Here is a 12184-nt window from a genome sequence, read left to right as displayed (position 1 = left end):
TCCCTGGAACCGCCGTTCCGGTCTGCGTCCTCGCCCGGCGTATCGGGTCCAAGACTAGAACGGGCGTCACGAACCACAATACGGCGCCACGCAAAGGTGCGGCCCGGCGCCCCTCACGCGACCCGCGGCACCACGTTCGCGCGCGCGAGCTCCTCGACGAGCTCGTCCGCGAGCGCTCGTGTCACGGCCTTCATCGATCCGGTCCGCCGGAAGAGCTCGATCTGCCGCATGCTCGAGCTCCCCCGCGCGAGCAGGCCCTCGGCGCGCGCGAGATCCGCCTGCTCGCCCAGCGCGCGCGCCTCCGGCGAGACCAGGGCGAACAGGTCCTCGGCGATCCCCCGCAGCGGCCGCGAATGCCCCTCGGCGTCGATGACGAGCTCGGCCTCGAGCCCGTCTCTCGAAGCTCGATAACAGTTTTCTTTCTCGATCCACCAGGGTACGCGCCGAGGCAGGCGCGGATCGGGCGCCCGGTCCTCGATCACGAGCACGAGGAGCGAATGCACGAGCGCGCCGAGCGAGAGCGCGTCCTCGACCGTGGGCTGCGCATCCATGATCCGCACCTCGAGCGTGCCGAGGTCGGGGCGCGGGCGCAGGTCCCAGTGGATGTCGCGGTACGATTCGAACATCCCCGCCCGCTCGGACACGTCCACGAAATGCAAAAACGCCGCCCAGTCGTCGAACGCGGGGGCGCTCCCGCTCGTGCGCGTGGGCGCGAGCAGGCAGCGCCGGAACGAGGCGAACGACGTCTCCCGCCCGTGATGAGCGGGCGACGAGGCCGAGAGCGCGAGCAGGACGGGCAAGACCGAGCTCACCAGGCCCATCACGCGTATCGCGACCTCCCCCGACGGCATGCCCACGTGGACCTGGAGCGCATAGGCGATCTGCGTATTCGCCAGATACCCGTTCCTGCGCTGCATCACGAGGTACCGCGGCAATGGAGTGACGGAGACGAGGCGCTCGCAGAAGGGGTGCGTGCCCGCGCCGACGAGGGTCACGCCGAGCCGCGCCGCGGCCTCCTGGACACGGGAGACCTTCTCGACGAGGGCGCCACGAAGGAGCGCCGTCGACGCCATCGGGGCCGTGACGACCTCCACGCAGGGCTCGATCGCCTCGGGTTTGACGAGGGGATCAAGAGGGAGGAGCTCGAGCAAGGGCAAGATGCCGTCGTGCAGATCGAGGGTCTCGTGGTGGACGAGCTGCCATTCGAGCTCGAGGCCGACCGTGGGCGGGCTCGGCTGGAAATCGCGGATCATCATGGGCGCCTCGGCCTCGGCCCCGGTAACGAGCGCTGTGCCTCGCGCACGACCTCCGCGAAGAAGGACGCGCCGAGCGGCAATACGTCCTCGTCCACGGTGAAGGCGGGGCTATGCAAGGGGACGTAGTCCCAGCCCTGCTTGCGCGCGCCCAGGCGGACGAAGCAGCCGGGCGTCTCGTGCAGGTAATAGGCGAAATCCTCCGAGCCCATGCTGGGGTGCTCCTGGGGCAAGACGTCGCGCGCGCCGAAGACGCGTTCGCCCGCGCGGCGGCATATCGAGGCCTCGAGCGCGCTGTTCACCACGGGAGGATATCCCTCGAAGAGCTCGACGGTGACGTCCGCGCCGTGCAAGGCGCCCGCGGCGCCGGCCATGCGGCGAATGCCGTGGAGCACGCGGGCTCGGGCCGCCGGGACGGTCGTGCGAATGCTCCCCTCGAGCAAAGCCTCCTCGGCGATGACGTTCGCCGCTGTGCCCGCCTGCACGCGGCCGATGGTGACCACCGTGGGGTAGAGGGGATCGGCCTCGCGCGAGACCAGCGTTTGCAGCGCTGAAATCAAGAATCCCGCGACGATCACCGCGTCCACGGTCTCGTGCGGGCGCGCGCCGTGCCCGCCCTTGCCGCGGACGCGCAGGACGAACCGGTCCGACTGCGCCGTGACCACGCCCTCGGTGACCATGATCTGCCCGGTGTAATAATGGTGGGTGACGTGGGCGCCGAAGATGGCGGAGACACGGGCGAGCGCGCCGGACTGCATCACGACGCGCGCCCCGCCGCCGTGCTCCTCGGCGGGCTGAAAGACGAGCACCACGTCCCCCGCGGGCCTCTCGCCTCGCGCGAGCAGCCGCGCCGCCCCGAGCACCATGGTCATGTGCGCGTCGTGGCCGCAGGCGTGCACGCGCCCCGGATGCTGCGAGGCGAAGGGCAGGCCCGTGGACTCGTGGCCCGGCAATGCATCCATCTCCGCGCGCAGCGCAATGACGGGGGCCGCCGGGTCGCGTCCCTCGATCCGGCCGACCACGCCCGTCCCGCGCCCGCCGTAGGTCGCGGCGATCCGGAGGCGCGAGAGCTCCTGCAGGAGGAGACCGGCGGTCCTCTCCTCCAGGAACGCGAGCTCGGGTATCTGGTGCAGCCCGCGCCGAAGGGCGACGAGCTCGTCGAGGAAGACACGAGTCTCCGGGATGTCCATGAGGGGCCTGCCACGGTGCGGCTCGGCAAATGCCGCGGCCTCGACAGGCACGTAGAGCCAAACGCGGGGAAAGGAAGCGGCGAACCCGAATGGCCTCGCGCGCCCTCGAGGTCGAGCGGCGCCGCGCGGCGCCTGGTCCGGTTCGTGCCCGGTTTCTTGCGAAGAGAGGACGACGATGCAGAAGCGATTCGCCTTTACGCCGGCCCTGCTCGCCGCGGCGGCGCTGTCCGCTGCGGCGTGCGACAGGAGGGCGCCGCCCCCGGCCCCGACCTCCCCGATCACGAGCGTGAACGACCTCATGCCCGGGGCGAGGGTCGGCGTGCAGCGGGGCACGACCGGCGCTTTTTATGCGGAGGACACGCTCGCGCCGAGGGGCGTCGAGATCGTGACCTTCCTCAAGGCCCCCGACATGTACAACGCGCTCGAGGCGGGTCGGATCCAGGCGATCATCAACGACCTGCCGATCTCCGAAGACGTCGTCGAGAGGAAGCCCGCTCTCGAGATCGTCCAGCGGATCGACAATGGTGAAAAGTATGCATTCGCCGTCGACAAGGAGAACACGGCGCTCCTCCACGGCATCGACCAGGCGCTCGGGAACCTCTTCGCCGACGGCACGTACGAGGCGATCTTCACCAAGTATTTCCCCGGGCAGCCGCTCCCGTCGTCCGCGGGAGAGGCGACGGCCGTGCCCTTCTCCGGCTGCCCCTCGCTCTCGACGGTGCAGCCGAAGACGCTGACGATCGGCTCGGACATCCCGTATCCGCCCTTCGAATACTTCACCGAGAGCGGCGAAACGACAGGGTTCGACGTCGAGCTCATGGAAGCCGTCGCCCGGGAGCTCTGCCTCACGCCGAAATGGGTGAACACGAACTTCGACACCATCTTCACGAGCCTCTCGGCGGGCAGGTTCGACGCGGTCGCCGCGGCGGTGACCGCGTACGCGCCGGAGGGCTCTCCCTCGCATGCCACGGTGGAGGCCCGGCAGAAGATCGTGTCTTTCACGAAGCCCTATTATTCGGCCCTGCAGGCGCTGACGGTGAAGGCGAGCGATTGAGTGCACAAGAACGGGACAACGGCGCCACGTCCGATACGAGGTATCGCCGCGCTCCGCGAGGGGAGCCGGCCCCTCGGGGTGGTGAGCGCGGCCGTCGGGGGGCTCGCCCTCATGGTCGTGCTGGGGGGCACCACCTTCGTGCTCGCCAAGGGCGGGATGAGCCACGAGGACCGGATCGCGGCGGCGCTGCAATCGAGTGAGCTCTTCGCGGTCCTCGTGTCCGGGAGCCTGCTCGGCGCGGTCGCCACGGCGCTCGGCTTCGGGACCTACCGGCGCATGCCGACCCGGATATCACGGGAGGAGGCGATCGCCGGCGCGGTGCTGGGCCTTCAGGCTGCGCTCTCTGGCCTCGTTTTGCTCTGGTTCGTCCATGGCGACATGGAGAGGTTCGCCCGCAATTTCCTGAGCTTCGAGCAGATCGTACCGCATTCCGAGGCCTTCCTCCGCGGAGCTGGAAACACGCTCGTCCTGGCCGGCGCGGGCGAGCTCTTCGGGGTGATCCTCGGCCTCGTCCTCTCGCTGTTCACGATGTCCAGGCGAGCGGTCGTGCGGGCCCCGGCGCGGGTGTACATCAACCTCTTTCGAGGGACGCCGCTCCTGCTCCAGCTCTCCTTGATCTATTTCGGCCTGGCCCTCGGCCTGGGCGTGAACATGTCCGCCTACACGGCCGCCATTCTGGCGTTTTCGCTCAACACGGGCGCATACTCCGCGGAGGTGTTCCGGGCGGGCATCCAGTCGATCGAGCGCGGCCAGATGGAGGCGGCCCGGGGGCTCGGGCTCGGCTACATGCAATCGATGCGGTACGTCGTCGTGCCCCAGGCCGTGCGGCGGGTCATCCCGCCCCTCATGAACGAGTTCGTCATCCTGATCAAGGACACCTCGCTCATCGCCTTTCTGGGGCTGTCCTACGCGCAGCGCGACCTGTTCTCCGTCGGCTCGCAGGGCTACTCGCAGTACTTCAATGCGACGTTTTATGTCGCTGCCGGCCTCGGCTATCTCGTCGTCACGTTGCCCCTGATCCGGCTCGTGAACTGGGCCGAGAAGCGGATGCGAAGCGGCATTCCGGGGGTGGGGGGATGAGCCGCGACGCGCATGCCCTCGCGTGGCCGGCGGGCCCGGTCCCGGCGGGCGCGCCGCTCATCCGGCTCGAGGGCATCCACAAATGGTTCGGGGATCTGCACGTGCTGCGGGGGATCGACCTCGACCTCGCGCAGGGCCAGGTCCTCGTGGTGATCGGCACCTCCGGATCGGGCAAGTCCACGCTCCTGCGCTGCATCGACATGCTGGAAGAGCCGAGCGCGGGCCGCGTCTGGTTCAAGGGCCGCGACATCACGGACGTCCGCGTGAACCTGAACGAGGTCCGGACCCACATGGGAATCGTGTTTCAGGCCTTCAACCTCTTTCCCCACAAAACCGCGCTTGGGAACATCACCCTGGCGCTGGAGAAGGTGCTGCACATGCCCCGGGCGCAGGCCCGGGAGCGGGCGATGGAGGAGCTCGCGCACGTGGGTTTGTCCCACAAGGCGGACAACCATCCAGGGCAGCTCTCCGGGGGCCAGCAGCAGCGGGTGGCCATTGCACGAGCCCTCGCCATGCGCCCGGACCTGATCCTGTTCGACGAGGTCACCTCGGCGCTCGATCCCAAGCTGGTGGCCGAGGTGCTCGAAGTGATGAAGCGGCTCGCCTCGGAGGGGACGACCATGGTCGTCGTGACACACGAAATGGCATTCGCGCGGGAGGTGGGAACGCACCTCGTGTTCATGGACGAGGGCGTCATCGTGGAGCAGGGGGAGCCGAAGGTGGTGTTCGACGATCCCCAGGACGAACGGACGCGGCGGTTTTTATCTCAGGTGCTCTGAGGCCGGCGCAGCCCTTGCGCCTCCTGTCGAAGGTTCTCAGAAAAAGGCGAGCGACATGTCGGAGACATCCATGACCGGGCGAATCGGACGCATCAAGGGCAGCATCTCGGATGCACGATCGGGGAGGCTGATGTTCGTATCGCACTGCATCCTCAACCAGAACGCCTGCGTGCGCGGTCTCGCGAGCCAGCCGGCCGTCATTCGGGAGATCGTGGACCTGCTTTTGGAGAACGAGGTGGCCTTCTTCCAGATGCCGTGTCCGGAGGTCTCGTACATCGGCTCGCAGCGCTGGGGGCAGACGAAGCAGATGTACGGGTCGCCCATGTTCCGGCGGCATTGCCGGAAGATCGCGGAATACGTGTGCGATCAGGCGCAGACGTATCTGGACAACGGACACGACGTCATTGGCTTCGTCATGCGGGACGGGAGCCCGACGTGCGGGCTGCGTTGCGCGGCCGTGAGCGCGGATGAGGAGCAGGTGTGGGGCGGTATGGTGTGGAATGCCTGCCCGCTTCAGCGCTTCGGAGACACGCCCGGCGTCTTCACGGAGGAGCTGATGGCCGAGCGCGAGCAGCGCGGGCTGACCCGGGTCCGCTTGTTGAGCCTGCCGGAGGTGGAGGAGGCAGGCTCCTTCCAGGAGCGATTGGAGGAAATCCGGAACGCCATCCAGGGGACCGCTGCCGTGAGCCCGACGGGGTAGCGCCCCCCCCTGGCGCTCATGGTACGCGCACGCCGCAGCGGTCGCGGAGGACGCTGCGGAGGGCGTCCAGACCTTCGATTTTCGCCTCGTCGACGACGGTCTCGTCGGCGGCGTAACGGCGGAACCGAGAGCCCCAGAGCTCGATCCGGCCGCCCTCGCGGAGGGGCTTGCACCACAGGGGGCATTGCGTGGAGAAGACGTCCGGGCTCGTCGACGTGTAGTAATTGAGGACGTCGTAGTCCGCGGCGAAGTATCGCGCCTCGGTGAAGAAGTACTGGTCCTCCCAGGGGGCCGGCGGCAAGCCAACCTGCACGTACCAGCCCTCGCCAGGGAGGACAATCGCCCGGCGGCCGGCGTCGCCGCGGCGGAGGCGGTGGAGGACCGGCGCGGCGTCGGCGACCGTGGCGAGGTGCTGGAGGGCGATCGGCGCCATCGGGCAACGGGGTCCGAAGCCGACGTCGACGAGGTAGCGGGCGTCGTCCAGGTCGACGAAGAGGATCATGTGCGTGAGCGGCTGGAGGACGAGGCGGTCGGGGTCGGCGCCGACCGGCTGGAGGTGCGAGAGCACCCGCGCTGCCCCGGTCGTCATGCGAAAGCCGAGGTCGACGAGGAGACGGGCGAAGAGGGTGTTGAGCTCGAAGCAATAGCCGCCGCGGCCGGGCGCGCCATCGACGATCTTGGTGACCAGCGCGTCGTGGTCGAGGCGGATCGGAGCGCGGAGCTCCGGCAAATGGAGGCAGAGGTTTTCGAAGGGGAAAGTCAGGAGGTGCCGACGCTGGAGGTCGGCGAGCGCGTCGAGGGTCGGTCGCGGCGGGCCGGCGAAGCCGAGGCGGGCGAGATAACGCGGCAGGTAGGTGGTGGACATCGAGTCACCGAGGGTCACGGCTCCTCCCGGAGCGGATCCTGGGATCGATCTCGGGCCAGCCCCATCGCCTGACCATCTGGCCGCTCCGGATCCGCGCTGCTCGAAGGGTGGGAAGGGACGGAGGAGGTCGGCGGGAGCGCGAGGGGGTCGCTCAGCGGCTCACGTTCGCGCGCAGCCCGCGTTCGAGGCCGCTCGATCGGCGTCGAACGAAGAAGAGGGCCGCGAGCAGCGCGGTGAGGCCGGCGCCGCCCGCGCTGGAGCCCGCGGACTCGACGCGGCAGCCGCAGCTCGCGGACGCGCCGCTCCCGGCCGGCGCGCCGCCCATGCCGCCCATGCCGCCCATGCCGCCCATGCCGCCCATGCCGCCCATGCCGCCTTCGCCCGCTCCGCCGGCCCCGACGAAATTGCCGGTGGATGACGAGTTCGCCATCGAGGGCGGGATGACGACGCATTGACCGCCCTCGCAAGCCTCTCCCGGCGGGCACATGACGCCGTCGCAGAGGTCGACGCAGGCCCCCGCCTTGCAATGGGTGCCGGCCTCGCATTCCACGCCGAGGCACGTGGTCTCCACGCATTGCCCGCTGTCCACATGGCAGCTCTCGCCCGTGGGGCACGTCCGGCACGCGCACCCGGCGATGCAGACGCCGCTCACGCACACCTGGCCGTCTCCGCAGGTGACGCCCGCGCACGGATCCACGCAGTGATCACCGCTGCAGACCTGGCCCGCGGGGCAAACCACGCCGGCGCAGGGAGCGCGGCACTCGCCGCCGTGACAAACCTCGCCCGACGGGCATACCACGTTCGCGCAGCTCTCCTCGATGCACAGGCTCCCCTTGCACACGAACGAGGGGAGGCAGGGAAACTCGCCGGACTCGCAGGACGCGACGCAGGTGCCGCTGCTGCACACCATCTCCGGCGGGCACGTCGCGTCATCGTCGATCAGGCCGTCACAATCGTTGTCGACGGCGTCACACGCCTCGGCCTGGGCGCCGGGCTGAAGGACGGGCTTGCAAATGAGGTTTCCCTGCGCGTCGCAGTCGGAGATGCCCCTGGCGCACACCCCCTGCGCGTCGGGCACGTCGCAGGGCTGGCCGGCGCCGGGGCAGGCGACGCCGGTGAAACGGAAGAGAAAATCCTCGTAGTCGAGGTCGTTGCCGTTGACGCCCTCCGCTCCCGCCGCGTCCTTGAAGTCGAGATCCTCGAAGCCGAGGTAGATCGTGCTCTCGAGCATCTTCGATTTGTAGAGCAGCGTCGAGTACCAGGGCCCCGGGTTCGAGCAGAGCGTGCAGGTGACGTTGAACCGGTGCTCGGTGTAGTGATACTGCGTCGCGTTCGCGTTGCCGGAGCCATTCGGGTTGGGGATCAGCACGAAGCCGATGTAGCCCCCCTTGTAGGCCGGATGCTCACGGATCGAGACGGCGTTCAGGTTGAGCTGGTCGGCAGGCGGCAGGCTGCCCGAGAACGGGAAGAGGATCTGGATGTCGCTCTCCGGCGCCGCCACGTTGAGGTTCGCGCCGAGGTCCACGGGGACGTACTGCGGCGGGTTGTTGCTCGGGATGTTGTCGTCGACGTTGTACCAGCCGACGGCGAAATTGGCGCCGCCCCCCTTGGCGATGTACTTGCCGCTGAAGTCGCAGAGCGGCGAGAACACCTGGGGCTCCACGGCGGCGTCCTGCACCGCGTCAATCCCCTCGTTGATCGAGTCGTTGTTGGCCGATCCGTTGAGGTAGCCGGCCAAGGCAGCGCCCCCGTTCGCGGGGATGACGGTGCCGTTCGGCTGCGTGACGACGGCGAACGCCGCCCCTCCCGCGCAGAGGACCGCGGCGCCGATCAAGGAGGAGACGAGGGGGAACCTGGGAGAGCTCGATCCGAGCATGGAGATCCTTTCCGGCGCGGCCACCGCAGCCAAGGGGAAGAATGCTCCATGATGTTACCACGGGAGCGCCCGCGGATGCGCCTCCTCCCGCGCCCGCGCGCGCGGCGCGGGCCGGGCCCTCAGAAGCCGACGACGATGTTGGGCTGGGCGTCGAAATCGAGCGCGATCTTCGCCGGCGGCGTGGGCGCCATGTTCACGACCACGACCACGTCGATCGGGATGACGACGTCCTGCTTCTGCGCGATGATCGATTTCAGGGACTCGATCGGCTGGCCGGTCACGCTCTTCGTGTACGGCGGCGTCCTCGCGAGGTCTTCCTTCGTCAGGATCGTCGTCCCGAAGGCCTTGCCGTTCAGATCGATCGGGGCAAGCTCCATGCCCGTCGCCCCGTCCCTGACGCCGAGCTTGTTCACGTCGATGTCCACGGACTTGACGAACCGCGCGCCTTCCATTTCGGGCCGGTTCGCGTAGTCGGAGGCCTTCAGCGCGAGCACGTCCTGCCGGAACGAGAAGGTACAAGCGTCGGCGGTGCCGCTCGTGGTCACCGTGTACTTCTTCTCCGGGTCCTCGATGGGGTCGCCGCACTGGAAATCCTGCGGGACGTCGAGCGTCGTGGAGCCGGAAATGGGCGGGATGCCGTCTTCCTTACCGAGCGACAGCTCGGTGAGCTCGGAGATCTGTTCGCAGCCGAAGAGCGGCGCGGCGAGCACGAACGCGGCGAGCAAGCGATGGGACATGGAAGCCTCCAAGGTTGAGAGAAGGCGCTTCACGAGCGCTGCCCCCATGATACAGGCGGCAGGGGCGTCGGCGATAGGAATCGTGGGGCGCCCCCGGCCGGAGACGTCGATGTCCAGGACGGGCGCGAGGCGGAGCCACTCTGCGCGGGCCACGCTCGTCCCCGACGCCGCCGGCGCGCCAGGGTTGACGCGCGCGTGAGCCACGGGTACGGCCGTGGGCACCACCTGGCCCCGTCGAATGGGCCCGGGGGAGGGTCCGACGCCGCCCGCGAGCGGCCAGCGGGCGAACCGCGAATCCACGACAACCAGGGACGAGAAATGAAATATCTACAGACCATCTTCCAGTTCATCGGCGACATGACGTGGGGATGGTCTCTCATACCCTTCTTGATCGTCCTCGGCGCGTTTTTCACCCTGGCATCCGGGTTCGTTCAATTCCGCTTTTTCGGGCGCATGTTCCGGATGTTGTTCCCCGGCCAGAGCCTGCCGGCGGAGGGGCACGTCAGCTCACGTGAGGCGCTGCTGATCAGCGTCGGGGGTCGGGTCGGCGGTGGGAACATCGCGGGCGTGGCCGTCGCCATCACCCTGGGCGGCCCCGGCGCCGTGTTCTGGATGTGGGTGGTCGCGCTGGTCGGCATGGCGACCAGCTTCTTCGAGTGCACGCTCGCCCAGCTCTACAAGCGCGCGGAGGGAGATGGCACGTATCGCGGCGGCCCCGCGCAATACATTCTCCACGGGCTCGGTCCGCAATACAAATGGCTGGCGACCGCGTACGCGATCTCGCTGATCGCGGTCTTCGCCCTGGGCTTCAACGCCTTCCAGGGCAACACCGTCGCCGCCGCGGCGCAGGACAGCCTCGGCTTGAGCAGGATCTGGACCGGGATCGGCCTCGCGATCCTGACCGGCTTTGTCGTTTATGGCGGCATCAAGCGCATTGCGCAGGCCGCCGACGTCGTGGTCCCCATCATGGCCGCCGGCTACATCGGTATGGCGCTGGTCGTCATCGCGCTCAACATCACGCACGTCCCGGCCATGATGGTCACGATCGTCAAGAACGCCTTCGGGTTCGAGGCGGTCGTCAGCGGCGGCGTCGGCGCAGCCATCGCCAACGGCGTTCGTCGCGGGTTGTTCTCGAATGAAGCGGGCCTGGGCAGCGCTCCGAACGTGGCCGCGGTCGCTTATGCGCGCCACCCGGTCAGCCAGGGAATCGTGCAGTCGCTCTCCGTCTTCATCGACACCGTCGTCATTTGCTCCTGCACGGCCTTCGTGATCCTCCTGGGCAACGTCTACGTGCCGGGGGTGGAAGGCGTCGACGGCGTGGCTTTGACCCAGCAATCCCTGAGTTCACACGTGGGCGCATGGAGCCAGTACTTCCTGACGGGCGCCACCCTGCTCTTCGCCTTCAGCTCCATCATCTACAACTACTACCTGGGCGAAAATGCCCTCACGGTCTTCACGGAGCGCACTGAGCCTCGCCATGCCCTGCGCATCCTCATCATCGGGGTGATCTTCGTCGGGTCTTCGGCGCCCAAGGCCACGGAAGTGTTCTTCTTCTCGGATCCCGTGATGGGGATCCTGGCCCTGATCAACCTGCTGGCCATGACCATGTTGTTCCCGATCGGCATGCGGGTCTTGAAAGACTACAAGGACCAGCTCAAGCAAGGGAAGGAACACCCGGTGTTCGAGCCGGCGAAGTTCGCCGACCTGGACATCGACCTGGATGCGTGGAAGTTCGATCCCACCCCGGCGCCCGCGCCCGAAAAGGCCGCGGACGAAGGGCGCGAAGTGGTCAACCGGACGTGACCCGCCCGTAGATCTCCGGATAACGCGTCGCGAACGAGTCGGTCTCGTACTTGCCGGGGTCGACGACGATGCGCTTTTCACGAGCACGAGAGAGGTCGAGATCGGCGATGAGGTTCGTCTCCTCGTCGCCGGCGGTCACGAGCGCACGGCCCGTGATGTCGTGGATCGCGGAGCGACCGATGAACCGGAAGCCATTCTCGACGCCGACACGATTACACGTCGCCACGAAGAGCCTGTTCTCCGCGGCGCGCGCAGGAGCCAGGTAATCGGGCGAGATCTCCGCGCCCACCGGCCAGTTCGTGGGCAAAACGATGAGCTCGGCGCCCTCGAGCGCGAGCACGCGCGCAGCCTCGGGGAAACGAACGTCGTAGCAGATGAGGATACCAATCTTCCCGAGCGCCGTGTCGAAGACCGAGAGCGTCGAGCCCCGCGTCACGTATTTGTCGAAGCCGAGCTCGGGGAGATGCGTCTTGACGTAACGCCGCATGCGCCCGCCGGGCTCGAAGAGGATCGCGCCGTTGTAGAGCTCCGTCCCGTCCGTCCCCGCGAAGCCGACGACGGCGTGTATGCCGAGCTCGCGACAGGCCGCCTGTATCGTGCTCACGCAGGGGTGCGCGGCGTCGACCGAGTCGGGCCGCTCGCCGCGGACGTCGATCGCGATACGCCGCGCGCCTGCTTGATCCTCGACGGCATACCCGGTCAAGAATGCCTCGGGGAACACGGCGAGGTGGACGCCGCGCGCGGCGAGCGCCTGGAGGTGCGTCACGGCGCACGACGCGTTCGCCGAAGGGTCGCCGAAAACGACGGTGGTCTGGACGCATGCGACGCGTACGATCATCTTCGTCCC

At 68.2% G+C, this 12184-nt stretch carries 11 protein-coding genes; 5 read left to right on the top strand and 6 right to left on the bottom strand.

The features are described 5' to 3' along the window. Positions 1-113: 113 nt before the first annotated feature. The gene (locus GF068_RS37205; protein WP_153824307.1) at positions 114-1256 is read right to left on the bottom strand and encodes a carboxylate-amine ligase; all 1143 of its coding nucleotides are present in this window, start codon (positions 1254-1256) and stop codon (positions 114-116) included. After that, on the bottom strand, positions 1253-2443 hold the full coding sequence (locus GF068_RS37200; RefSeq protein WP_153824306.1) for a M20 metallopeptidase family protein: 1191 nt from the start codon (positions 2441-2443) through the stop codon (positions 1253-1255). Before GF068_RS37200 ends, GF068_RS37205 begins: the two co-directional genes overlap by 4 nt. Before the next feature lie 175 nt (positions 2444-2618). Here GF068_RS37200 and GF068_RS37195 point away from each other — a divergent pair, with 175 nt between their 5' ends. The 4 genes from GF068_RS37195 to GF068_RS37180 all read left to right on the top strand — a co-directional run bounded on the left by GF068_RS37195 (position 2619) and on the right by GF068_RS37180 (position 6056). Further along, positions 2619-3497, top strand: a complete 879-nt coding sequence (locus GF068_RS37195) for a transporter substrate-binding domain-containing protein (protein WP_153824305.1) — start codon at positions 2619-2621, stop codon at positions 3495-3497. 81 nt (positions 3498-3578) lie between these two features. After that, entirely contained in the window at positions 3579-4577 is a 999-nt protein-coding gene (locus tag GF068_RS37190; RefSeq protein WP_153824304.1) for an ABC transporter permease subunit, read from the top strand. Then, positions 4574-5356 (top strand): amino acid ABC transporter ATP-binding protein, encoded by a 783-nt coding sequence (locus tag GF068_RS37185; protein ID WP_153824303.1) that lies wholly within the window; start codon positions 4574-4576, stop codon positions 5354-5356. Before GF068_RS37190 ends, GF068_RS37185 begins: the two co-directional genes overlap by 4 nt. A 55-nt stretch (positions 5357-5411) precedes the next feature. Next, positions 5412-6056: a CD3072 family TudS-related putative desulfidase gene (locus GF068_RS37180; protein WP_153824302.1), complete on the top strand. Its 645-nt coding sequence runs from the start codon at positions 5412-5414 to the stop codon at positions 6054-6056. 16 nt (positions 6057-6072) lie between these two features. Here the strand turns inward: GF068_RS37180 and GF068_RS37175 are convergent, their stop codons facing one another. The 3 genes from GF068_RS37175 to GF068_RS37165 all read right to left on the bottom strand — a co-directional run bounded on the left by GF068_RS37175 (position 6073) and on the right by GF068_RS37165 (position 9534). After that, positions 6073-6921, bottom strand: a complete 849-nt coding sequence (locus GF068_RS37175) for an arylamine N-acetyltransferase family protein (protein WP_153824301.1) — start codon at positions 6919-6921, stop codon at positions 6073-6075. Between the two features lie 151 nt (positions 6922-7072). Then, the gene (locus tag GF068_RS37170) at positions 7073-8797 is read right to left on the bottom strand and encodes an MYXO-CTERM sorting domain-containing protein (protein ID WP_153824300.1); all 1725 of its coding nucleotides are present in this window, start codon (positions 8795-8797) and stop codon (positions 7073-7075) included. A gap of 119 nt (positions 8798-8916) precedes the next feature. Next, entirely contained in the window at positions 8917-9534 is a 618-nt protein-coding gene (locus GF068_RS37165) for a hypothetical protein (RefSeq protein ID WP_153824299.1), read from the bottom strand. Between the two features lie 318 nt (positions 9535-9852). Between GF068_RS37165 and GF068_RS37160 the strand changes: the two genes are divergently transcribed. After that, positions 9853-11337, top strand: coding sequence for an alanine/glycine:cation symporter family protein (locus tag GF068_RS37160; protein ID WP_153824298.1), 1485 nt, complete (start codon positions 9853-9855; stop codon positions 11335-11337). On the opposite strand, the gene GF068_RS37155 is transcribed toward GF068_RS37160, so the two are convergent. After that, on the bottom strand, positions 11324-12175 hold the full coding sequence (locus tag GF068_RS37155) for a carbon-nitrogen hydrolase family protein (protein ID WP_153824297.1): 852 nt from the start codon (positions 12173-12175) through the stop codon (positions 11324-11326). The genes GF068_RS37160 and GF068_RS37155 overlap by 14 nt on opposite strands. Between the last annotated feature and the right edge of the window lie 9 nt (positions 12176-12184).

This window comes from Polyangium spumosum (genome assembly GCF_009649845.1).
In the GTDB taxonomy this organism is placed as follows: Bacteria; Myxococcota_A; Polyangia; order Polyangiales; family Polyangiaceae; genus Polyangium; species Polyangium spumosum.
This window is presented reverse-complemented; position numbering and strand designations above follow the sequence as displayed.

Excerpts from the sequence above, each read along its gene's own strand:
- GF068_RS37205 (WP_153824307.1), bottom strand. The coding sequence starts at position 1,256 with ATGATGATCCGCGATTTCCAGCCGAGCCCGCCCACGGTCGGCCTCGAG.
- GF068_RS37200 (WP_153824306.1), bottom strand. The coding sequence starts at position 2,443 with ATGGACATCCCGGAGACTCGTGTCTTCCTCGACGAGCTCGTCGCCCTT.
- GF068_RS37195 (WP_153824305.1), top strand. The coding sequence starts at position 2,619 with ATGCAGAAGCGATTCGCCTTTACGCCGGCCCTGCTCGCCGCGGCGGCG.
- GF068_RS37185 (WP_153824303.1), top strand. The coding sequence starts at position 4,574 with ATGAGCCGCGACGCGCATGCCCTCGCGTGGCCGGCGGGCCCGGTCCCG.
- GF068_RS37180 (WP_153824302.1), top strand. The coding sequence starts at position 5,412 with ATGTCGGAGACATCCATGACCGGGCGAATCGGACGCATCAAGGGCAGC.
- GF068_RS37175 (WP_153824301.1), bottom strand. The coding sequence starts at position 6,921 with ATGTCCACCACCTACCTGCCGCGTTATCTCGCCCGCCTCGGCTTCGCC.
- GF068_RS37170 (WP_153824300.1), bottom strand. The coding sequence starts at position 8,797 with ATGCTCGGATCGAGCTCTCCCAGGTTCCCCCTCGTCTCCTCCTTGATC.
- GF068_RS37165 (WP_153824299.1), bottom strand. The coding sequence starts at position 9,534 with ATGTCCCATCGCTTGCTCGCCGCGTTCGTGCTCGCCGCGCCGCTCTTC.
- GF068_RS37160 (WP_153824298.1), top strand. The coding sequence starts at position 9,853 with ATGAAATATCTACAGACCATCTTCCAGTTCATCGGCGACATGACGTGG.
- GF068_RS37155 (WP_153824297.1), bottom strand. The coding sequence starts at position 12,175 with ATGATCGTACGCGTCGCATGCGTCCAGACCACCGTCGTTTTCGGCGAC.